The sequence below is a fragment of the Stutzerimonas stutzeri genome (assembly GCF_000935215.1).
Classification (GTDB): Bacteria; Pseudomonadota; Gammaproteobacteria; order Pseudomonadales; family Pseudomonadaceae; genus Stutzerimonas.
On record NZ_JXXD01000027.1, the window covers coordinates 1 to 20,135 of the forward strand.

Sequence of the window (20,135 nt, forward strand, 5' to 3'; positions counted from 1 at the left end):
AACGCTGGCTCGGGTGCCAGCGCCAGCCGATGCTCCAGTGCTCTGCTGTCGCCTGAATCTGGCAGATCGGCTGGCGCGGATCGAGCCACACCTGCGCCAGCGTCGCCGACCCGGAGGGCAGGGTGGTCGCGCGTGTCGGTTCACTGGCGCGTGCGCCGATACCGGGAAGCCGTTCCAGGGGCAGCTGGCCTTGCGTGGTCCAGTAAAGCGGCTTCTCAGACAGCTGCTCAGCCAGTTGGGTACGGCTGGGTTGGTCCAGCGTTTCGCTCTTGTTCATCAGCAGCAGGCCGGCTTGGACCAGGGCCTGCTGCTGGCTGTCGGGCAGGGGTTCGCCGCGGCTGAGGGCGGCCGCATCCAGTACCAGCACGGTTGGCTGGACGCTCAGCACGTTCTGCCATGGCGGTTGCCTAAGCTGCCGCAGCAATTCCGCCGGGTGGCCCAGGCCGGAGGGCTCGATCAGCAAGCGGTCTGGTTTTGCCTGACGCAGCAGGCGCGCCAGGCCGACCTGAAATGGCACGCCGTTGACGCAGCACAGGCAGCCGCCGGGGATCTCGGCCAGGCTGATGCCGTCTGCCTCGGTCTTCAGCAACGCGGCGTCCAGGCCGATCTGGCCGAACTCGTTGATCAGGACCGCCCAGCGTTCGCCGGCTGGCTTCTGATCGAGCAGATGGCGAATCAGGCTGGTTTTGCCGGCGCCAAGCGGGCCGCCGATGAGATGGGTAGGGATATGTTCGAGCATGGCGGCTATGGTGCGCATTTTGCGCTGGGTCTGAAAGGGGCGGGTGGCTCATGTTAAAGTCGCCGGCGATTCTCGGAGAGGTGAAATCGTGCGGTTACCGTTCTTGCTGACAGCCCTGTGCGGCCTGCTCGTCGCTGGCGACGTGATGGCCGAAGCGTGCGTCATTAACAGCCACGACGACCGCGTGGCAGTGAAGCTTTGCCAGGCGAACATCAACATTCCCGCAGAGCTGTTCCGCACCGGCTTCTGTCAGCCGCAGCTTAAGGATCACGAAGTCGAAGTGGAGTTCGTCGATCAGTGCCCGGACGGGGCCTTCGGTGTCTGCCGCAACGCGCAGGTGTCGAACATGCCGTACCGGCAGGACATTCACTATTACGGTATCGCCAGTGATGCGCGCTTTCTCCAGCCCGCTTGCGAGCAGAACAACCAGGGCAGCTGGGAGAAGAACTGACTCCCGCCCAGCAACCATGGGGGTTTCACGTGGAACCCCGGCTGATTTCCCGGTTGCCTTCTACCGAGCCGGTTTCAATGCGCCGCAATCGTCCGCTATCCAGCGCGCGTGGGATTCGATTCGCGAGGTACCGGTCTCGCTGCCTTGGCGGTATTCACTTTCCACGGTACTGACGAATTCCTTGTCGCTGATGAAGCGCGTCTCGCCCTGACCTCGGGCATCAGGGCACTCGAACCTGAATTTCCACAGCTTGTCGCCACGCTCGGTGATCTCCTGGGTACAGGCCGGGTCATCCTGGAAGGGCAGCTCATCGGACTCCACCTGAGCCTGGCTCAGACAGATCTGCACGCCCTTGCCGCCGAGTTTCACGCCCTGCGCGGCGAGCATCTCCTCCATCATCCGGCGCTGGTCGGCGGGCAGGTTCTCCATCTGCGCCAGCATCGCGTCCATGCCCGGCATCTGCTGGCCGTCCACCTGTATATCGCCGCTGCTGAATTCCCAGAGGCCCGGCAGAATCTGCGCATGGGCTGGCAGCAGTGTCAGGGAGAGAAGCGCGAAAGCGGCCAGACGTGGCAGTTGGGTCATGAGCGTGCCTCCGGAGATGGGTTGTTCCTTCAGCCTAGTCGAGCTTTTTCTGCACCGTGCTCGAACGGACGTCGGTCGACAAAAGAACGCGACACAGCGATTGCCGATGGATTTGTGCTGTTGAGAAGCGTTAGCATTAACGCTTGCAGCGCTCATGGGAGGCCGCATGGCAACTGAAGGTATGGTTCGACAGCAGATGCTGCATCGGCTCTATGCCGAGCATCACGGCTGGCTTAACGGCTGGCTGCGGCGCCAGCTGGGCTGTAATCAGCGGGCGGCCGACCTCGCGCAGGACACCTTCGTGCGGGTGATGACCAAGGATCAGGACATGGGCGCCATCCGCGAACCCAGAGCCTACCTGCATACCATCGCCAAGGGCCTGTTGATCAACCATTGGCGGCGCCGACAGATCGAGCAGGCCTATCTTGATGCGCTGGCACTGCAACCCGAGCCCGTGGCGCCATCGCCGGAATCCCAGGCGTTGATCGTCGAAACCTTGCTGCAGGTCGACGCCATGCTGGCCCAGCTGCCGGCGAAGGTGCGCAGCGCCTTTCTCATGTCGCAGCTGCAGGGCATGACCTACGCCGCAATCGCCATCGAACTCGGCGTTTCCGCGCGGATGGTGAAGAAGTACATGGCTCAGGCCATGCTGCATTGCCTGCTGCTGGTGGCGGAGGACTGATGGGCATCGATTACCGCGTGCTGCAGGAAGCGGCGAAGTGGTTTGCCGTGTTGCAGTCCGGTGCGGCCAGCGCTGGCGAGCGCCAGGCCTGGAGCGCGTGGCTGGAACAGCCGGAACATGCGCGCGCGTGGGCCAAGGTCGAACGCATCAGTGGCCAGTTCCAGCCGCTGGCCGACGATGCCGTCGGGCGCACTGCCGGCGCGATGTTGCACAGCCGCCAATCGAACCGTCGCCAGGCACTGAAGGTGCTGTCCGTGCTTTGTAGCGGCGCGGCACTGAGCCTGGCCGGCGGATCGCTGCCCTGGCGACAGTGGACAGCCGATGAGCGGACCGCGGTTGGTGAGGTGCGCGATCTGCGCCTGGCTGATGGCTCGCAGCTCTGGCTGAACACCGATACCGCGGTGGATATTGCCGATGACGCGACCGCGCGCAGGCTGGCGCTTTACCACGGTGAGCTGCTGGTCGATGCCTCGCCCAGCCAAGGCGGGCGGCCGTTGCTGCTGACCAGTCGTGAAGGTCGCGTGCGCAGCGAGCAGGCCGCGCGTTTCTCGCTGCGCCAGGAAGATGGCCATACCCGCCTGAGCGTGTTCGCCGGCGCTGTGGATATCCAGCTGGATGGCTTAGGCATCACCCGTGTGGCGGCCGGGCAGCAGACCGATTTCAGTCGCCGCTACATCGCCCCCCTGTCGGCGGCCCGCGCCGAACATCAGGCCTGGGCGAGCGGCGTATTACTGGCCGACAACCAGCGCCTGGAAGATTTCCTCGTCGAACTGTCGCGCTATCGACACGGCTATCTCGGCTGCGATCCGCGTATCGCCGATCTGCGGGTGGTCGGCGCCTTTCCCCTCGGTGACACCGAGCGTGTGCTGGATGCGCTGGCGGCGACGCTGCCGGTGCGAATCGAGCGGCGCATGGCCTGGTGGGTCAGCCTCGAACCTGCCGCGGCACGGGGTGGCGTGTAGTTCGTTGCGGGCGCGAATAAAAAATATTCGCATCTGCAGTTCCCTTTCTTCGATCTGGTTGGGCATAGGGCTAAATCCGTCACTCGAACAGGAACACCCATGCGCTCGACCGCCTTGCCGTTCATTCCCAATCGCTCCCGCGCCTTGGCGCTCGGCATTCGTGCCGCGCTGCTGTGCCTGCCGCTGGCCAGCGTCGTGCCCGGCGCTGCCATGGCGCAGTCTGCGACCCAGCAGGTGGTGCGCAGCTACGACATTCCCGCCGGCCCGCTCTCCAGCGTACTGAGCCGTTTCGCCGGTGAAGCAGGTGTGCTGCTCTCGGTGGATGGCAGCCTGCTGCAGGGCATGGACAGCAACGGCCTGCAAGGGCAGTACGGCGTTGACGACGGTTTCGCTGCGCTGCTGCAGGGTAGCGGCCTGCAAGCCGTCCGCGACAGCCAGGGCAACTACTCGCTAGCGCGCCGCAGCGCGCAGACCGACGCCGTCGAACTGCAACCGATGACCGTCGAAGGCTTCGCCTTGGGCAACGCGCTGGGTTCGATGGAAGGCTACAACGCGACCCACAGCAGCGTGGCGACCAAGACCAGTATGCCGTTGGCAGAGACTTCGCAGACCGTTTCGGTGGTCACCCGCCAGCAGATCGAGGATCAGGGCTCACGCTCGATCGCCCAGGCGGTGCGCTACACGCCGGGCCTGATGAGTACGCCGTACGGTGCGACGACGCGCTACGACTATGTAGCCATGCGCGGCATCACCGATGGCTCGGTGGACAACCTTTACCTCGACGGTCAGAAGCTGCTGGGCGACAGCGGCACCTACAGCAGTCTGCAGGTCGATCCGTACTTCATCGAGCGCATCGACATCCTCAAGGGACCGTCCTCGGTCCTCTATGGCCGCAGCCTGCCCGGCGGCCTGGTGGCGATGACCAGCAAGAAGCCGCAGAAGGAAGCCAGCCGCCAGCTGCAGTTCTCCTACGGCAGCAATGATTACAAGCAGGCAGCGTTCGATTTCACCGGGCCTCTGGATGACGAGCGCATCAGTTATCGATTGGTCGGCGTGGCCAAGGATGCCGACAACCAGGTCGATGGAATCGAGGAGCAACGCTTTGCGGTGATGCCCTCGGTGAGCATCGACTTCACCGAAGACACCCGCCTGACCCTGCTGGCGATGCTGCAACGCGATCCGGAGAGCGGCTACCACGGCGGATTACCGGCCGATGGCACGGTGACGTCGCGCAACGGTCAGCGCATCTCGCGCAGCTTCTTCGAGGGCGACGAGGACTACGAGAAGTTCGAGCGCGACCAGCAGATGATCGGCTATCAGCTCGAGCACCGTTTCAACGATGTCGTTTCGGCGCGGCAGAACTTCCAGTACCTGGACTCCACCGTGGACTCGGGGCAGGTCTATCAGTACGGCTACGTCGCCCCAGGTTCCGATGAACTGGTGCGCTACTACACCGGGGCCGACGAAGCGCTGCACGCCTGGACCATCGACAACCAGTTGCAGTTCCTCTTCGATACCGGCGCACTCAGCCATACCCTGGTGACCGGCCTCGACTACCAGCGGCGCAAGGCCAAGGTGGTTTACGACGCAGCCTACGGCCTGCCCTCGGTCAATCCCTACACCGGTGCCGTAGGTGCGGGCAGCCCGGTGTTCTACCACCAGTACGACGAAACCCGTGAGCTGGAGCAGACGGGCCTCTATGTGCAGGACCTGATCAGCCTCGGCAACTGGCGCTTCTCGCTGGGTGTTCGCCAGGATTGGGTGGACGTCTCGTTCGATCACACCAACGATGCGAGCTACGGCGATCAGTCCGATAGCGCCAAGCTCGAGCAATTCACCGGTCGCGTTGGTGTGCTCTACGCCTTTGATAACGGCCTGTCGCCCTACGCCAGCTACTCCGAGTCGTTCAATCCCAACGCAACTGCGGCCTATAACGCGAATGGCAGCGGCGGCTTCGACATCACACTGCTTGATCCGACTGAAGGCGAACAGTACGAGGTGGGCCTGAAGTATCAGCCGCTGGGCACCGACGATCTCTACACCATCTCCTACTTCGACTTGAAGCAGTCGAACCTGGCGAACAAGGATTCCAACGAGAATTTCTACCGCGCGGTGGGCGAACTTACCTCCAAAGGCGTGGAAGTCGAAGCTCGTCTGCGGCCGCTGGAACAGGTCAATGTCATCGCCAGCTATACCTACATGGACGTCGAGTATTCCAAGGACTTCACCGGTGCTGCCGGCGTCAACAATCGCGGCAACACGCCCAACGCGGTGGCGCGCAACATGGCCTCGCTGTGGACCGACTACACCTTCGACCGAGGGCCGTTGGCCGGTTTGCAGGTGGGAGGTGGCGCACGCTACTTCGGCAAGAGTTGGGCTGACGCGGAGAACACTCTGCGCATTCCGTCCTACACGCTGTACGACGCCATGCTTGGTTATGACCTGTCTCGCGTCGGGCTGCAGGGTGTCGGCGTGCGCCTGAACCTGAACAACCTCACCGATGAGAAGTACGTCGCCGCGTGCAACAGCCTGAGCCAGTGCTACTACGGCGAGGAGCGCAATGTCATGGCTACAGTGACCTACGACTTCTGATCAACGCTGAACTGCCGCCGGCCCCACAGGGCCGGCGGCTTTGTGCTTTCTGAAGGACGGACAACCGACGATGCGTTCCATTCTCGTGCTCCTGCACCGCTACATCGGCCTGGCCACGGCGATCTTCCTGTTTCTCGCCGGCATTACCGGCAGCATCCTGGCCTTCCATCACGAGCTGGACGAATGGCTCAACCCGGAGTTCTACCACACCACCAGTGAGGGACCGGTGCTGGCGCCGGGAACGTTGGTGGAACGCGTCGAGCAGGCCAACCCGCGTATGCAGGTCTGGTACATGGAGTTTCCCAGTGAGCCCGGTCACGCCGCTTTGATGGCGCTGGTGCCGCGTAACGATCCGGCGACTGGCAAGCCGTATGGCGAGCGCCCGGTGGTGCAGTACGTCGATGCGGTGAGCGGCGACCCGGTGGGCACGCGCTACTGGGGCGATTGCTGCTTCTCGCGCAAGAACTTCGTGCCCTTCATCCTCGAGTTTCACTACAACCTGTCGCTGCCGGGCAACTGGGGGCTGTGGTTGATGGGTATCGTGGCGATCGCCTGGGTGATCGATTGCTTCGTCTCGCTGGTGCTGACCTTTCCTCGTGGCCGGCCGTTCTTTTCCAAGTGGTGGACGTCCTGGAAGATCAAGCGCCAGCGCATGAACCACGACGTACACCGCGCCGGCGGCCTGTGGCTGTGGCTGCTGCTCACGCCGGTGGCGGTCAGCAGCGTGGCGATGAACCTGCCGGAGCAGGTGTTCAAGCCGGTGGTATCACTGTTCTCGCCCGTTGAGCCGAGCGTCTACGAGGCCCGCGGGCGGATGCCGGTAGAGCAACTGGGCACCACCGCTTACGACTTCCACCAGGCGTACGACTACGCCATGCAGCACGCCGCCGAACTCGGCCTGACCGAAGCGATCACCGAGCTGTACTACAGCTTCGAGTACAACTTCTATGGCGCCGGCTTCGGCGAGCACGACAGCAATCAGGGCAACGCCTGGCTGTTCTTCCATGGAACCGACGGTCGTCTGCTGGGGCAGGAGATTTCCGGCCAGGGCACGCTGGGGCAGCAGTTCCATCTGCTGCAGCCGGCGATCCATGGCGGGCGCATCCTTGGCCTACCAGGGCGCATCCTCATCGCCGTGCTGGGCGTGGCGATCGCGGTGTTGTCGGTCACCGGTGTGGTGATCTGGTGGCGCAAGCGACGAGCACGCATCAGCGCGGTGCTGCGTGAACCTCGCAGGGGGAGTGCAGCGCCGGTTAGTCCGGTCGGTGAGCCATGATGGTCATGAGGTGAAGTGCCCCCTCGACCCTATGCTGGGCGCCCCAGCCGTCTCTCCGGAGGGGCGAGGGGGTTGGATCGCAGAGGTATGTGAGTATTACGGCAGTGTTCGATGATTGTGCAGCCAAAGATGGTTGCTGCGCCGTGCTGACGTCCGAAGCGTGCCGCCTCTGGGCCGGGCGTTGATTCGCCAGAGCCTGCGCCATCATCGAACAGCCCCCTCGCCCCTTGTGGGGAGAGAGCTAGGGAGAGGGGGCGGGCTTCCAGGCCCAGCGCCAGCTACGGTCCGTACTCCGCGAACGCCAAAAGGCTCGCTTTCCTCACTCCGCCTGCTTGACCAGCTCAGGCAACTGCTCTGCCAGTTTCTGCACCCGCAAAGGCGAGCGGATAAAGCCCTGCTGCCGACCATCCGGGCCGATCAGGACCAGGTTGCCGCTGTGGTCGACGGTGTAGTTTTCCTTGCTGGTATCGCCGGGTATGAAGGGAATGCCGACGCCGTTGGCCAGGGTCTGGATATCGTCCAGCGGGCCGGTCAGGCCCTGGAAACCGGCGTTGAAGTAGCCGAGGTATTCCTTGAGCTTTTCCGGCGTGTCGCGATTCGGATCGACGCTGACGAGGATGATGCGCAGTTGGTCGCGCACGGCGTCCGGCAGCATGCCGTTGAGTTGGCGCAGTTCGGCCAGGGTAGTGGGGCAGATGTCCGGGCAGAAGGTGTAGCCGAAGAACAGCAGCGTCCACTGCCCGTCCAGTTCGTTCAGTGTTACCGCTTCGCCGTCCTGGTCCGTCAGGCTCAGCGACGGCACCGTGCGGCTCTGCGGCAGCACGACGATGCCGGCATCCAGCAACTGCGTGGGGTCGAGCTGGCGCTGGCTGTTGAGCACCTTGGAAACCGTCAGCCCGACGACCAGCGCGATCAGCGCCACGAGAATGAAGACGGTTTTCTGGATGCGGGTCATGAACGTCCTTTGGGCGACTATCTAGAAATCGAGCAGCAGATAATGATCAACCAGCAGCGCGATGAACAGCGCGAACAGGTACCAGATGCTGAATTTGAAGGTCTTGATTGCCGCATGTGGCCGGCTGTCGCGGTACAGCGCGATCGTCCAGTAGAGGAAGCGTGCACCCAGCAACGCTGCGGCGGCGAGGTACAGCGGGCCGCTCATGTGAATGGCGAACGGCATGAAGCTGACCGCCAGCAGCATCACCGTGTAGAGCAGGATGTGCACCTTGGTGTAGTGCACGCCGTGGGTCACCGGCAGCATCGGCACGTTGACCTTGGCGTACTCGTCCTTGCGGTGAATCGCCAGCGCCCAGAAGTGCGGCGGCGTCCAGGCGAAGATGATCAGCACCAACAGCAGCGGTTCGGCGGTGACCTGGCCGGTCACCGCGACCCAGCCGAGCAGCGGCGGTGCGGCGCCGGCGAGTCCGCCGATGACGATGTTCTGCGGCGTGGCGCGTTTGAGAAAGCCGGTATAGATCACCGCGTAGCCGATCAGCGAGGCCAGGGTCAGCCAGGCGGCGAGGGCATTGGTGAAGGTCAGCAGCAGGGCCAGCCCGCTGACGCCGAGGACGAAGGCGAAGGTCAGTGCCGCCGCTGGCGAGACCCGGCCTTCGGCCAGGGGGCGCTTGTGGGTGCGGGCCATCACCGAATCGATCTGCCGGTCCACCACATGGTTCACCGCCGCCGCGCCACCGGCACACAGGGCGATGCCCAGATTGCCGAACAGCAGCACCGTCCAGGGCACGCCGGCGCGGGTGGCGAGGAACATGCCCACCAGCGAGGTGATGAGCATCAGCAGCACCACCTTCGGCTTGGTCAGCTCCAGGTAGTCGCGCCAGCTGGCCTGGGCGCTGCGTTCGCTGAGTAGAGTCGCCATGGGGGTTCTCCTTGTGGTCATGCGCGGGGCAGATCGAGCTGCCCCGTCGTGTTCGAAATCGATGCTGGCTCGGTTTGCCGGGCGGCATGTGCAGGCTGGCGCAGCCGGTAATTGACCAGTACCAGCACCAGCAGCAGCGCGGCACCGCCGCCGTTGTGCGCTACGGCGACCGCCAGCGGCAGGTTGAGCAGCACGTTGCTGATGCCCAGCCCGACCTGCAGCGCCAGCGCGGCGATGAGCAGCCCCGCCAGCCGGCCGAGTCCGCGGCGCATGAGCATGGCGGCCAGCAGCAGCAACAGCAGCGTCACGCACAGTGCGCCGATGCGGTGGCTGACATGGATGGCCGTGCGTGCCTCGCCATAGAGCAGGCCGCCGAGGTAATTCGGGCCGATGTCGTGATGGGTCAGGTTGAAGGCGTTGGCGAAGTCCATCCGCGGCCACCATTCGCCGTGGCAGGTGGGAAAATCGGTGCACGCCACCGCTGCATAGTTGCTGCTGACCCAGCCGCCGAGTGCGATCTGGGCGACCACCGCGAGCATGGCGATGCCGGCGAATTTGCGTAGCCGACCGTCGATGGCTGGCAACGGAGCAAAGGCGCCGGACAGCCGCAGGCACAGCAGGAACAGCAGGCTGAGGGTGGTGAAGCCGCCGAGCAGGTGCGCGGTAACCACCTGCGGCCAGAGCTGCAGGGTCACTGTCCACATGCCGAAGATCGCCTGGGCGATGACCACCGCGAGCAGTAGCAGCGGCAACTTCACCGGCTGCCCGGGTTGGCTGCGACGGCGTACCGCCTGCGCCGCCATGGCGAGAATCACCAGCCCCAGCGCGCCGGCTAAATAGCGATGGATCATCTCGTTCCAGCCCTTGGTCACTTCCAGTGGCGCCTCGGGAAAGCGCAGCGCGGCGAGGTTCTGCTTTTGCTCGCTCATGGGCACGGCGAGAAAACCGTAGCAGCCTGGCCAGTCAGGGCAGCCGAGGCCGGCGTGGGTCAACCGCGTATAGGCACCGAGCAGCACGACCACCACCGCCAGCAGCGTGGCGATCAGGGCGAGGCGGTATCCGGGTTTGGCCATCGGTTTCTCCTTGGGCGGCCAGTTTGGGACCCCAGCGAAGCGGCAGAGTGCGTCAGCCGATCTGCGAGATCTTCAGCAGGTATTTCAGGTCATCGAGGATTGCCTTGCCGTCGGCGCCGGCGTCGTAGCGCAGCACCAGGTTGCCGTGCGGATCGACGATCCAAAGCTGTGGCGTGGCTGGCGCCTCGGGGTTGCGGGCATAGGCGGCGGCGTCGAGACCATGGCGTTGCAATTGCGGGTATTCGCGGCGCAGGCGCTGCTCGTAGGCTTCGTCCAGAGCGGTGGCGCTGGCCAGTGCGTGGCTGGCGCGGGCCGCTTCGCGGGCCAGGCCGATATTGATCTGGCGGGCCAGATAGACCAGCTGCTGGCACTGCGTTTCGCAGCCCTGCGGGGCGGTGACCAGCAGCTCCCAGCGCCGTTCGGAGTCGGCTGCAGTCACGCCGATGGCTGCGCGGTCCTGGCCGTTGGCGATCAGCACGCCGTCGTAGCTGCGGGTCTGCGGTACCCAGAAGCCGAAGCGATACATGGCCGAGGCCAGGAGCATCGGCCCCAGCACGACGCCGAGAATCAGCAGCAGTTGCAGCCGGCCACGACCGCGCTTCGGCTCACGGCCGGCAAGGGTTGGATTCATCGTCGTCACTGTGCTTCTCCCGTGCCTGATGCACGCCGAAGTAGATGAACAGCGCCAGCAGGGCGGCTGCCATGGCAAACCACTGCACGGCGTAGCCCAGATGCTGCGACGGGCGCATGCTGGTGATCGCCCAATCGGCGCGGTAGGCGCTGGGGCCGGGCTCCAGACGCAATTCATGGATCACGCCTTCGCGGCCGGCCTGCTGCCACATCGCCTCGATGTCGACGTGGTTGATCAGGCGCGGCCAGCCCTCGGCCGTGCGGTGGCTGAAGATGAACGGCTTTCCTGGCGGTACGTAGACCCAGGCAGCGAGCTTCAAAGACTGCGCTGGTGTGTCGAAGGCCGGCGGCACGCGGCGATCGGGCCAGGGAATCCAGCCGCGGTTGACCATTACCCAACGGTCGCTGAGCTCGTCATGAAAGGGCTGCAGCAGCTCTACGCCAACCTGGCCGTCACGGGTGCGGCTGTCGAGCAGGAAGCTGTGCTCGGCATCGAAACGACCCTGCAGATGCACGCGGGAAAAGGCCGGCTGGGCGCTGCTTTCGATCTGCTCCGGTGACAGCGGCGCAGCTTGCTGCCTCGCCTCCTGGCGTGCCAGCAGATCGCGCTTCTGTTCGCCGCGCTCCAGCTGCCAAAAGCCCAGCCAGACCAGCATCGGCAGCATGGCCAGCACCAGCAGGGTAGGCAGCAGCCCCGGCCTGAAGCCGCTCATGCCCGGCAGCCTGATGTGTCGATACGGCTGGCTATACTCCACCCCCAATACCCCTGTCGTGGAATCGCTCATGCTCAAGGCGGCGATCGTTCTGTTGTTAGTGGCCACGCTGGTCAGTCTGTTCAGTGGGTTGTTCTTTCTGGTCAGGGACGAGGGCCGCACCTCCCGCGTGATCACGGCCCTGTTCATCCGGGTCAGCCTCAGCGCACTGACCGTTGCGCTGATCGGCTGGGGTTTCTATACGGGGCAGCTGCGCCCCGCCTTTGGTTTCTGATTCGCTAGATCACATAGACGAAGACGAACAGCGCGATCCACACCACGTCGACGAAGTGCCAGTACCAGGCCGCTGCCTCGAAACCGAAGTGCTGTTCCGGGCTGAAATGCCCGCGCAGGATGCGCACCAGCATCACCGTGAGGATGATCGCGCCCATGGTCACGTGGGCGCCGTGAAAGCCGGTGAGCATGAAGAAGGTTGCGCCATAGATGCCCGAGCCCAGGGTCAGCCCCAGTTCGGTGTAGGCATGCACGTACTCCTCGATCTGCAGGACCAGGAACGCGGCGCCGAGCAGCACGGTCAGCGCCAGGCCAATCTTCAGGTGCTGGCGATTGTTCTTGCGCAGCGCGTGGTGCGCCCAGGTCAGGGTGAAGCTGGAGCTGACCAGCAGGATGGTGTTGATCAGCGGTAGGCCCCAGGCACTGATGGTGCCTTCCGGTGCCGGATAGAGCTTGGGATCTGGGGTGTTGAGCAGCGGCCAGGTGTATTCGAAGCCGGGCCAGAGCATGTTGCTGATGCCCTTGTCGCCTTCGCCAGCCAGCCAGGGGCCGGCCCAGTAGCGGATGTAGAACAGCGCGCCGAAGAAGGCGAGGAAGAACATCACCTCCGAGAAGATGAACCAGCTCATGCCCCAGCGGAACGAGCGGTCCATCTGTGCGCTGTACAGCCCGGCGCGGCTTTCCTTCACCACAGCGCCGAACCAGCCGAACATCATGTAGGCGATCAGCAGCGCGCCGACGAAGAAGATCATCGGCCCGCTGGACTCGTCACGCCCGGCTTTCAGGTCGTTGAACCAGCTACCCAGTCCGTAGAAGGTGACCAGCAGGGCGATGGTGGCGATGATCGGCCATTTGCTCTGATCAGGAACGTAATACTGCTCGTGGGTGGTCTGTTGGCTCATTGCAGACTCTCCTTGGCCGGGGCCGATGTGGCGTTGACGGCCACCGGCGGCTGGCGGGACGTGATGTCGAACAGCGTGTAGGCAAGGGTCAGGTTGTGCACGTCGGCGGGCAGGTCGCGATCGACGATGAAGCGCACCGGCATTTCGATGCGCTCGCCCGGTTGCAGCACCTGCTGGGTGAAGCAGAAGCATTCGGTCTTGTGGAAGTAGGCCGCCGCCCGCGACGGCGAGACGCTGGGGATCGCCTGCGCGGTCATCGGCTTGTCGGTCGGGTTGTAGGCGACGAAACGAATCTCCTGGCTGGCGCCCGGGTGCACGCTGAGCTGGTCGGCCAGCGGGCCGAATTCCCAAAGCATGCCGGCGGCGTTGGTGGCGAGAAACTGCACCCGCACCGCGCGAGCTTCATCTGCGCTCTGCACGCCGGTGTAGGCACCGGCAGTCTTGCCGTTGATGCCGAAGGCCTGGCACATGACGTCGTAGATCGGCACCAGCAAGAAGCCGAAACCGAACATGCCGACCACGACGAACAGCAGGCGGCGGACCAGGCGCCGGGTGGGCAGGGACTCGTTCATGAGAGCCTCCCCGCTTGGTGGGAGCGGGCCTTTTCGCGGTCGACCTGGCAGACCCGGCCGGGCCTGCCAGCGACGCCCTGTTGCCTGCTCACGGCGTCAGCTCCCCGCCGGTGCCCTTACGGTGCTCGTGCACATCGCTCATGTCCGGTGGTGTCTGGAAGGTGTGGTAGGGCGCCGGCGACGGCACGCTCCATTCCAGCCCCTCGGCGCCGTCCCAGGGCTTGGCTGGTGCCGGTACGCCGCCGCGAATGCACTTGATGACGATGAACAGGAACAGCAGCTGGGTGGCGCCGAACATAAAGGCGCCGACGCTGGAGACCATGTTGAAGTTGGCGAACATCATGTTGTAGTCGGGGATGCGCCGCGGCATGCCGGCCAGGCCGACGAAGTGCATCGGAAAGAACGCCAGGTTCATGCCGATGAAGCTCATCCAGAAATGCAGCTTGGCCAGGGTCTCGTCGTACATGTGCCCGGTCCACTTGGGCAGCCAGTAGTAGGCCGAGGCGAAGATGCCGAAGATCGCTCCCGGAACCAACACGTAGTGGAAGTGCGCCACCACGAAGTAGGTGTCGTGGTACTGGAAGTCCGCCGGGGCGATGGCCAGCATCAGCCCGGAGAAACCGCCGATGGTGAAGAGGATGACGAAGGCCACGGCGAACAGCATCGGCGCCTCGAAGGTCAGTGAGCCGCGCCACATCGTCGACACCCAGTTGAACACCTTCACCCCGGTGGGCACGGCGATCAGCATGGTGGCGTACATGAAGAACAGCTCGCCGGTCAGCGGGATGCCGACGGTGAACATGTGGTGCGCCCAGACGATGAAGGAGAGGAACGCGATCGCCCCGGTGGCGTAGACCATCGAGGTGTAGCCGAACAGCGGCTTGCGGCTGAACGCCGGGATGATCGAGCTGACCGCGCCGAAGGCCGGCAGGATCATGATGTACACCTCGGGATGGCCGAAGAACCAGAACACGTGCTGGAACAGCACCGGGTCGCCGCCACCGGCCGCGCTGAAGAAGCTGGTGCCGAAGTGGATGTCCATCAGCATCATGGTCACCACTCCCGCCAGCACCGGCATCACTGCGATCAAGAGGAAGGCGGTGATCAGCCAGGTCCAGACGAACAGCGGCATCTTCATCAGGGTCATGCCTGGCGCACGCAGGTTGAGGATGGTGGCGATCACGTTGATCGCCCCCATGATCGAGCTGATGCCCATCAAGTGGATGGCGAAGATGAAGAAGGTCACCGATTCCGGCGCGTAGGTGGTCGACAGCGGCGCATAGAAGGTCCAGCCGAAGTTAGGCCCGCCACCCTCCATGAACAACGTCGAGACCAGCAGGCCGAAGGCTGCCGGCAGCAGCCAGAAGCTGAAGTTGTTCATCCGCGGCAGGGCCATGTCCGGCGCGCCGATCATCAGCGGGATCATCCAGTTGGCCAGGCCGACGAAGGCCGGCATCACCGCGCCGAAGACCATGATCAGGCCGTGCATGGTGGTCATCTGGTTGAAGAATTCCGGCTGCACGATCTGCAGGCCCGGCTGGAACAGCTCGGCGCGGATGACCATGGCCATCGAGCCGCCGAGCAGGAAGGCGCAGAAGCTGAACCACAGGTACATCGAACCGATGTCCTTGTGGTTGGTGGTCAGCAGCCAGCGCGAGAGACCCTTGGCCGGGCCGTGGTGGTGGTCATGTCCGGCATGACCATGATCGTCGATCACTGCACTCATCACCGAATCCTCTTACTGGGTGGCTTCTTCGGCCTGTTTGAAGTCGAGCACGTCTTTCGGCGTGACCATTTCGCCGGTCTCGTTGCCCCAGGCGTTGCGCTCGTAGGTGATGACCGCGGCCAGGTCGACTTCCGACAGCTGCTTGCCGAAGGCCGCCATGGCGGTGCCCGGCTTGCCGTTGACGACGATGTTGATGTGCGCCTCGATATCGCCGGTGGCGATAGCCGAGCCCTTGAGGGCCGGGAACATCGGCGGGATGCCTTCGCCGCCGACCTGGTGACAGGACGCGCACGAGGTCTGGTAGATCTTCTCGCCGCGTTCAGTGAGTTCCGCCAGCGTCCAGTCCTTGCTGGTCAGTTCAGCCACCTTGGCGGCCTCTGCTTTCTTCTCGCCGAGCCAGGCGGCGTAGTCCTCGGCTGACTTGACCTCGACCACCACCGGCATGAAGCCATGGTCCTTGCCGCACAGTTCGGTGCACTGGCCGCGGTAGATGCCGGGCTCTTCGACGCGGGTCCAGGATTCGTTGATGAAGCCGGGGATGGCGTCCTTCTTCACCGCCAGATCCGGCACCCACCAGGAGTGGATCACGTCGGCCGCAGTGATCAGGAAGCGCACCTTGGCGCCGGCGGGAATCACCAGCGGCTCGTCGACTTCCAGCAGGTAGTTTTCACCCTTGGGCGCCTGGTTGTTGATCTGCTCGCGCGGCGTGGTGAGGTTGCTGAAGAACTCCACGTCCTCGCCCAAGTACTTGTAGTGCCACTTCCACTGATAGCCGGTGATCTGCACATCGACGTCCGATTCGCTGGAGTCGTAGATGTGGATCAGCGTGCGCGTCGCCGGGACTGCCATGCCCACCAGGATCAGTAGCGGGATGACCGTCCAGAGCACCTCGACGCGGGTGTTTTCGTGGAAGTGAGCGGAATGCTGACGCTTGGAGCGGCGGTGCGCGACCATCGACCAGATCATCACGCCGAATACCAGCACGCCGATGACCACACAGATCCAGAAGATCGTCATGTGCAGATCGAACACCGAACGGCTGACGTCGGTGGCGCCGGAGCGCATGTTCACGTCCCAGGCCGCCTGGGCCTGGCCAAATATTGCCGAAAGCCCAAGCCCCATCCAGATGCATGGATGTCGAGACATTGCGGGTTCCCCTTATGATTCTTGTTATCCCGCCGACCGCTTGTCTGGCCGCACAAAGGAGCTTGCTCGCTTCTGCGGTTTGACCACGCTTGGATCTGGCCTCCCCCAATTCCTGGTTGCCAGCCCTTGCTCTGTATGCGCAGTCGGAGTCCATCAGTACGCTTACGAACGGAGTATAGACAGCGATTGCAACCTGGCAATTTTACATAGCGCTCGCCCCCGCCTTGACGTCATCGGGATGGTCGTTTTTCTTCACGCCACGAATGTTCATCAGCGCCAGACATACCTGCAGCGTAATCAGCGCCCAGGCACCGGCGTACCAGCCCCATACCACCCACAGAACGTTACTCAACAAGAAGCACCAGAAGCCGACGGTACGTCGACGTGGTTGCAGGGAGCCGATGAGCCACGCAGCGATTACCGTGACCACCATGGCGGGCCATTGCACCAGATCAATCCACTCCACGTTGCCTCCAACACCAAGAATGCGGCGCATGGAGGCGCCGCTGGACTCAGATTGGTACGTTGCCTGCTGGGGATAGTTCCGTGGCAATAGGGCGCAGTGCTTTGAAAATCGCGGCCAGTTACGTTAGCGAAAAATGATGCTGTAAAACTGTAGCCGCAGCCAAAACATCGGCGGCGTTCGTCGTCTGGCTTCCATGTCGGCAGGCCCAGGAACGCGGCGGCTGTAGCGCCAACTTCAGCCGGCTTTAGCTTTCGCGCGGCGTCGTGCGGGACGGTCCGCTCGGCTCAGATAAACATCGATCACTGCGCTTTCACCCAGCAGCGGGCGGGCGTGCTCGAATAGGCTCATATAGAGGATATCCACTGCTGTGAAGCGCTCGCCGAGAATGTACGGGCCGTGACCCAAAGCCTCCTCGATATGGCTCATCATCGCTTGGTAAAGGCGTGCCATGGCCGCATCTCGCTCCAAGGCCTGGTTGCCCTTCATGTAAATCAACGGTTCGGTCAACCCGACCTGATAGAACAGCCAGGTTATATAGCGCGCCCGCAGGGGGTCGCCGACCGGCACGCCAATCCTGGATTGTGGAAATAGGTCCGTGAGATACAGCGCAACGGCTCCGGTCTCGCTGATCACCTGGCCGCCATGCTCCAGCGCCGGAGTAAAGCCGTGCGGGTGAGGATTACGGGGGTCCGCTTCGCCATCGCCCACGTTCGGATCACTTACGACCTGAAGCTCATAATCAGCGCCCAGCTCTTCCAGAAGCCAGACAATGCGCGACGAAAAAGAGCCAGGAGCGTGGTACAGCTTCAAATTGCCAGGCATCGCGATATTTCCTCCGAAGTCAGATCGGCCACCGTCTTCGAGCGTGGCGGCCAGACAATTCAGGCTAGCCCAGCGCCGCTGTATTCGCACATTCGGGTTATCCAAAATCCACCGAAACAACGCTGCTGCTTGCTTATGCGCGTTCGGTCAAGGTTAAAAGCTGGCGTTTAAAGCAAGTTCATCTGCTGACCTGGCGGCGCGAAGCGGCTGCAATCCAGGCCGAAGTTCTGCTCGCGGCGGTTGTAGCCCAGACGTCGGCAAGCCAGCTGAAAGCGCTGGCCGAGCAGCTCGGCGAATTGGCCCTCGCCGCGCATGCGGCTGCCAAAGCGGCTGTCGTACTCCTTGCCGCCGCGTGACTGGCGCACCAGGCTCATGACATGAGCGGCACGCTGCGGAAAATGCTCCTGCAGCCATTCATCGAACAGCGTCGCCACTTCGTGGGGCAGGCGCAGCAGCACATAGCCGGCCGAGCGCGCACCGGCCTCGCGGGCGGCTTCGAGCAAGTGCTCAAGCTCCATGTCGTTGATCATCGGAATCATCGGCGCGCACATCACGCTGACCGGCACGCCAGCCTCATGCAGGGTGCGCAACACCCGCAGCCGCGCCGAGGGTGAGGCCGCGCGCGGCTCCATGATGCGTTTCAGCTCGTCGTCCAGCGTGGTCAGGCTGACCGAAACGCTGACCAGCTGCTGCTCGGCCAACGGCACCAGCAGATCGAGATCGCGCAGCACCAGCGAACCCTTGGTAATGATGTGCACCGGGTGCTTGAAGCGCAGCAGGATCTCCAGCGCCTGGCGCGTCAGCCGCTGCTCGCGCTCCAGCGGTTGATAGGCGTCGGTGTTCACCCCCAGGGCGATCGGTTGCGGCACGTAGCCCGGCTTGGAAAGTTCCTGTTCGAGGCGCTCGGCGAGGTTGGTCTTGGCGATCAGCCGCGTCTCGAAGTCGATGCCCGGCGACAGGTCCCAATAGGCATGACTGGGCCGCGCGAAGCAGTAGATGCAGCCGTGTTCGCAGCCTCGATAGGGATTGACCGAGCGATCGAAACCCACGTCAGGCGACTGGTTACGGGTCAGTACGCTCTTGGCCGTCTCCAGGCGCACTTCGGTGGCGCGGGTCGGCGGCACGTCCTGTTCCCAGCCGTCGTCGTACGCCTCGCTGCGTGTCGGCGCGAAACGGTTGTCCGGGTTGATCGCAGTGCCGCGGCCGCGTGGTGTGGCACGGGGGAAGCTCATGGGGTGTCGGTCCGATTACTGTTCATTCATACAGTAATCGTCTCGACGACAGCGCGCCAGCGCCGCTGATCGGTGCTGCCTGCTACCGCCTGTCGGTTGGCTCGGGAACATTTGCGCTGCGCTCGGGACAAAGGGGCTGACCGGGTAACGCTTGCACGAGCGAGCGACGCCTGTCGTGGCGGCCGGCAAACAACAAGGACGATCGGAGCGCGGTGCGCGACCGATCCGGCAGTACCGGCATGCACCGCTTGCGTGCGCCCCTTTTCTTAGTCACTGCCGTTACTCGTCAGGAGCAGACCATGCATCCCACCGGCTCTTTCCACACCCGGGAGAATAATTTCGACTTCCTGCGCTTCTTCGCTGCGGCGCTGGTGCTGTTCGCCCACAGCTATCCGCTGGTTGGCCGCCGTGGAGATGAACCCCTGACGTTGCTCACCGGCTACGAAAAGGGCGGCTCGATCGCCGTCGGCATCTTCTTCGTGATGAGCGGTTATCTGATAGCCTCGTCCTGGCTGGCCAGCAGCAGCCCGAAAAGCTTCCTGATCAAGCGGGCGCTGCGCATCTTTCCGGCGTTGATCGTCGCGGTATTGCTCTCGGTGTTTGTCATCGGGCCGCTGGTCACCCATCTGACCCTCGGCCAGTATCTCGCGGCCGACGGCACCTGGACCTATCTGCAGAACATCCTCTTGGTGACACGCTACGAGCTGCCCGGCGTATTCATCGGCAACGTCTACCCCGACGTGGTCAATGGCTCGCTGTGGACGTTGCCGCTGGAAGTGTTGATGTACATCGGCGTGATGATTCTCGGGCTGACCGGTTTCCTCACGCGCCGGCTGATCTTCCTGCCGATTGCCGTGCTCGCCGTCGGGCATTTCTGGCTGCTGGGCAAGCTGGGGATCGAGTCCTACTTCATCAAGAACATCTTCAAGCTGGGCTTGCTCTATTACAGCGGCGCGGCGCTGTTCCTCTATCGCGACGACATCCCCTGGCGTGGCTGGATCGCGGCGTTGTTGTTCGCCGCACTGGTGGCGACCTTCCGTACCGATATCGGCCCGCTGGTGTACTTCATTGCGTTGCCGTATCTGGTGCTCTACCTGGCCTACGCGCCGCTGCCGCTTATTTCGCGCTTCGGCAAGTACGGCGATTTTTCCTATGGCCTGTACATCTACGCCTTCCCGTTCCAGCAGCTGACCATCTACCTGTTCGGCCCGCAGGTCGGCGTGCTCGGTCTGACGCTGATCGCCTTCGTGCCGACGTTGATCCTCGCCGCACTGTCCTGGCACCTGATCGAAGCGCCGGCGATGAAGCTCAAGCGCCTGTTTGCTTCGCCACCGCAGCCGGGGCGGGCGACGCCGAAGGTCGAAGGCTGATTTGGACTGATACAAAAACACGGAACCCGCCACTTGGCGGGTTCTTT

The 20,135-nt window shown here is 63.6% G+C and carries 21 protein-coding genes; 7 read left to right on the forward strand and 14 right to left on the reverse strand.

Annotated features, from left to right (window positions below):
- Nucleotides 1-739 (reverse strand): CobW-like GTP-binding protein (locus tag LO50_RS04190; RefSeq protein ID WP_487006724.1); only part of this gene is annotated, 739 nt, incomplete at its 3' end.
- 88 nt (nt 740-827) lie between these two features.
- Here LO50_RS04190 and LO50_RS04195 point away from each other — a divergent pair.
- Nucleotides 828-1,190: a hypothetical protein gene (locus LO50_RS04195; RefSeq protein WP_044314206.1), complete on the forward strand. Its 363-nt coding sequence runs from the start codon at nt 828-830 to the stop codon at nt 1,188-1,190.
- A gap of 60 nt (nt 1,191-1,250) precedes the next feature.
- On the opposite strand, the gene LO50_RS04200 is transcribed toward LO50_RS04195, so the two are convergent.
- Nucleotides 1,251-1,775: a DUF3617 domain-containing protein gene (locus LO50_RS04200; protein WP_044314207.1), complete on the reverse strand. Its 525-nt coding sequence runs from the start codon at nt 1,773-1,775 to the stop codon at nt 1,251-1,253.
- A gap of 166 nt (nt 1,776-1,941) precedes the next feature.
- On the opposite strand from LO50_RS04200, the gene LO50_RS04205 reads away from it, so the two are divergent.
- The 4 genes from LO50_RS04205 to LO50_RS04220 all read left to right on the forward strand — a co-directional run bounded on the left by LO50_RS04205 (nt 1,942) and on the right by LO50_RS04220 (nt 7,287).
- Nucleotides 1,942-2,457: a sigma-70 family RNA polymerase sigma factor gene (locus LO50_RS04205; RefSeq protein WP_044314208.1), complete on the forward strand. Its 516-nt coding sequence runs from the start codon at nt 1,942-1,944 to the stop codon at nt 2,455-2,457.
- Entirely contained in the window at nt 2,457-3,419 is a 963-nt protein-coding gene (locus LO50_RS04210) for a FecR domain-containing protein (RefSeq protein WP_044314209.1), read from the forward strand. The genes LO50_RS04205 and LO50_RS04210 overlap by 1 nt, the downstream gene beginning before the upstream one ends.
- Nucleotides 3,420-3,518: 99 nt before the next feature.
- Entirely contained in the window at nt 3,519-6,011 is a 2,493-nt protein-coding gene (locus LO50_RS04215; protein ID WP_014822218.1) for a TonB-dependent siderophore receptor, read from the forward strand.
- Nucleotides 6,012-6,081: 70 nt separating this feature from the next.
- Nucleotides 6,082-7,287 (forward strand): PepSY-associated TM helix domain-containing protein, encoded by a 1,206-nt coding sequence (locus LO50_RS04220; protein ID WP_044314210.1) that lies wholly within the window; start codon nt 6,082-6,084, stop codon nt 7,285-7,287.
- Nucleotides 7,288-7,606: 319 nt separating this feature from the next.
- On the opposite strand, the gene LO50_RS04225 is transcribed toward LO50_RS04220, so the two are convergent.
- From LO50_RS04225 to LO50_RS04245, 5 genes are read right to left on the reverse strand one after another with little or no spacing between them, the layout of a single operon-like run.
- On the reverse strand, nt 7,607-8,242 hold the full coding sequence (locus LO50_RS04225; RefSeq protein WP_044314211.1) for an SCO family protein: 636 nt from the start codon (nt 8,240-8,242) through the stop codon (nt 7,607-7,609).
- A 21-nt stretch (nt 8,243-8,263) separates the two neighbouring features.
- Complete coding sequence (gene cyoE, locus LO50_RS04230; protein ID WP_014822215.1) at nt 8,264-9,163, reverse strand: heme o synthase; 900 nt, start codon at nt 9,161-9,163, stop codon at nt 8,264-8,266.
- Between the two features lie 17 nt (nt 9,164-9,180).
- Nucleotides 9,181-10,236 carry a COX15/CtaA family protein gene (locus tag LO50_RS04235; RefSeq protein WP_044314212.1) on the reverse strand — a complete coding sequence of 352 codons (1,056 nt, stop codon included), beginning with the start codon at nt 10,234-10,236 and terminating at the stop codon, nt 9,181-9,183.
- 52 nt (nt 10,237-10,288) lie between these two features.
- Nucleotides 10,289-10,867 carry a hypothetical protein gene (locus LO50_RS04240; RefSeq protein WP_044314213.1) on the reverse strand — a complete coding sequence of 193 codons (579 nt, stop codon included), beginning with the start codon at nt 10,865-10,867 and terminating at the stop codon, nt 10,289-10,291.
- The gene (locus LO50_RS04245) at nt 10,842-11,579 is read right to left on the reverse strand and encodes an SURF1 family protein (protein ID WP_044314214.1); all 738 of its coding nucleotides are present in this window, start codon (nt 11,577-11,579) and stop codon (nt 10,842-10,844) included. The genes LO50_RS04240 and LO50_RS04245 overlap by 26 nt, the downstream gene beginning before the upstream one ends.
- Nucleotides 11,580-11,649: 70 nt before the next feature.
- Here LO50_RS04245 and LO50_RS04250 point away from each other — a divergent pair, with 70 nt between their 5' ends.
- The gene (locus LO50_RS04250) at nt 11,650-11,853 is read left to right on the forward strand and encodes a twin transmembrane helix small protein (RefSeq protein ID WP_003303658.1); all 204 of its coding nucleotides are present in this window, start codon (nt 11,650-11,652) and stop codon (nt 11,851-11,853) included.
- 4 nt (nt 11,854-11,857) lie between these two features.
- Here LO50_RS04250 and LO50_RS04255 read toward each other — a convergent pair whose 3' ends face one another.
- The 7 genes from LO50_RS04255 to LO50_RS04285 all read right to left on the reverse strand — a co-directional run bounded on the left by LO50_RS04255 (nt 11,858) and on the right by LO50_RS04285 (nt 18,718).
- The gene (locus tag LO50_RS04255) at nt 11,858-12,754 is read right to left on the reverse strand and encodes a cytochrome c oxidase subunit 3 (RefSeq protein ID WP_023445734.1); all 897 of its coding nucleotides are present in this window, start codon (nt 12,752-12,754) and stop codon (nt 11,858-11,860) included.
- A complete protein-coding gene (locus LO50_RS04260) occupies nt 12,751-13,326 on the reverse strand; it encodes a cytochrome c oxidase assembly protein (RefSeq protein WP_014822211.1) in 576 nt (191 codons plus the stop codon). The genes LO50_RS04255 and LO50_RS04260 overlap by 4 nt, the downstream gene beginning before the upstream one ends.
- A gap of 88 nt (nt 13,327-13,414) precedes the next feature.
- A complete protein-coding gene (gene ctaD / locus LO50_RS04265; protein ID WP_003303652.1) occupies nt 13,415-15,052 on the reverse strand; it encodes a cytochrome c oxidase subunit I in 1,638 nt (545 codons plus the stop codon).
- A gap of 12 nt (nt 15,053-15,064) precedes the next feature.
- A complete protein-coding gene (coxB, locus tag LO50_RS04270) occupies nt 15,065-16,198 on the reverse strand; it encodes a cytochrome c oxidase subunit II (protein WP_044314215.1) in 1,134 nt (377 codons plus the stop codon).
- Nucleotides 16,199-16,400: 202 nt separating this feature from the next.
- Nucleotides 16,401-16,694, reverse strand: coding sequence for a hypothetical protein (locus tag LO50_RS04275; protein ID WP_014822208.1), 294 nt, complete (start codon nt 16,692-16,694; stop codon nt 16,401-16,403).
- A 204-nt stretch (nt 16,695-16,898) separates the two neighbouring features.
- Nucleotides 16,899-17,486, reverse strand: a complete 588-nt coding sequence (locus tag LO50_RS04280; RefSeq protein WP_014822207.1) for a glutathione S-transferase family protein — start codon at nt 17,484-17,486, stop codon at nt 16,899-16,901.
- Between the two features lie 167 nt (nt 17,487-17,653).
- Nucleotides 17,654-18,718 carry a PA0069 family radical SAM protein gene (locus LO50_RS04285; protein ID WP_044314216.1) on the reverse strand — a complete coding sequence of 355 codons (1,065 nt, stop codon included), beginning with the start codon at nt 18,716-18,718 and terminating at the stop codon, nt 17,654-17,656.
- Between the two features lie 299 nt (nt 18,719-19,017).
- On the opposite strand from LO50_RS04285, the gene LO50_RS04290 reads away from it, so the two are divergent.
- Nucleotides 19,018-20,088, forward strand: coding sequence for an acyltransferase family protein (locus tag LO50_RS04290; protein WP_044314217.1), 1,071 nt, complete (start codon nt 19,018-19,020; stop codon nt 20,086-20,088).
- Nucleotides 20,089-20,135: the final 47 nt, after the last annotated feature.

What these genes read in the sequence shown, in the direction of transcription:
- LO50_RS04200 (WP_044314207.1), bottom strand. Translation starts at nt 1,775, where the DNA reads ATGACCCAACTGCCACGTCTGGCCGCTTTCGCGCTTCTCTCCCTGACA.
- LO50_RS04205 (WP_044314208.1), top strand. Translation starts at nt 1,942, where the DNA reads ATGGCAACTGAAGGTATGGTTCGACAGCAGATGCTGCATCGGCTCTAT.
- LO50_RS04210 (WP_044314209.1), top strand. Translation starts at nt 2,457, where the DNA reads ATGGGCATCGATTACCGCGTGCTGCAGGAAGCGGCGAAGTGGTTTGCC.
- LO50_RS04215 (WP_014822218.1), top strand. Translation starts at nt 3,519, where the DNA reads ATGCGCTCGACCGCCTTGCCGTTCATTCCCAATCGCTCCCGCGCCTTG.
- LO50_RS04220 (WP_044314210.1), top strand. Translation starts at nt 6,082, where the DNA reads ATGCGTTCCATTCTCGTGCTCCTGCACCGCTACATCGGCCTGGCCACG.
- LO50_RS04225 (WP_044314211.1), bottom strand. Translation starts at nt 8,242, where the DNA reads ATGACCCGCATCCAGAAAACCGTCTTCATTCTCGTGGCGCTGATCGCG.
- cyoE (WP_014822215.1), bottom strand. Translation starts at nt 9,163, where the DNA reads ATGGCGACTCTACTCAGCGAACGCAGCGCCCAGGCCAGCTGGCGCGAC.
- LO50_RS04235 (WP_044314212.1), bottom strand. Translation starts at nt 10,236, where the DNA reads ATGGCCAAACCCGGATACCGCCTCGCCCTGATCGCCACGCTGCTGGCG.
- LO50_RS04240 (WP_044314213.1), bottom strand. Translation starts at nt 10,867, where the DNA reads ATGAATCCAACCCTTGCCGGCCGTGAGCCGAAGCGCGGTCGTGGCCGG.
- LO50_RS04245 (WP_044314214.1), bottom strand. Translation starts at nt 11,579, where the DNA reads ATGAGCGGCTTCAGGCCGGGGCTGCTGCCTACCCTGCTGGTGCTGGCC.
- LO50_RS04250 (WP_003303658.1), top strand. Translation starts at nt 11,650, where the DNA reads ATGCTCAAGGCGGCGATCGTTCTGTTGTTAGTGGCCACGCTGGTCAGT.
- LO50_RS04255 (WP_023445734.1), bottom strand. Translation starts at nt 12,754, where the DNA reads ATGAGCCAACAGACCACCCACGAGCAGTATTACGTTCCTGATCAGAGC.
- LO50_RS04260 (WP_014822211.1), bottom strand. Translation starts at nt 13,326, where the DNA reads ATGAACGAGTCCCTGCCCACCCGGCGCCTGGTCCGCCGCCTGCTGTTC.
- ctaD (WP_003303652.1), bottom strand. Translation starts at nt 15,052, where the DNA reads ATGAGTGCAGTGATCGACGATCATGGTCATGCCGGACATGACCACCAC.
- coxB (WP_044314215.1), bottom strand. Translation starts at nt 16,198, where the DNA reads ATGTCTCGACATCCATGCATCTGGATGGGGCTTGGGCTTTCGGCAATA.
- LO50_RS04275 (WP_014822208.1), bottom strand. Translation starts at nt 16,694, where the DNA reads ATGCGCCGCATTCTTGGTGTTGGAGGCAACGTGGAGTGGATTGATCTG.
- LO50_RS04280 (WP_014822207.1), bottom strand. Translation starts at nt 17,486, where the DNA reads ATGCCTGGCAATTTGAAGCTGTACCACGCTCCTGGCTCTTTTTCGTCG.
- LO50_RS04285 (WP_044314216.1), bottom strand. Translation starts at nt 18,718, where the DNA reads ATGAGCTTCCCCCGTGCCACACCACGCGGCCGCGGCACTGCGATCAAC.
- LO50_RS04290 (WP_044314217.1), top strand. Translation starts at nt 19,018, where the DNA reads ATGCATCCCACCGGCTCTTTCCACACCCGGGAGAATAATTTCGACTTC.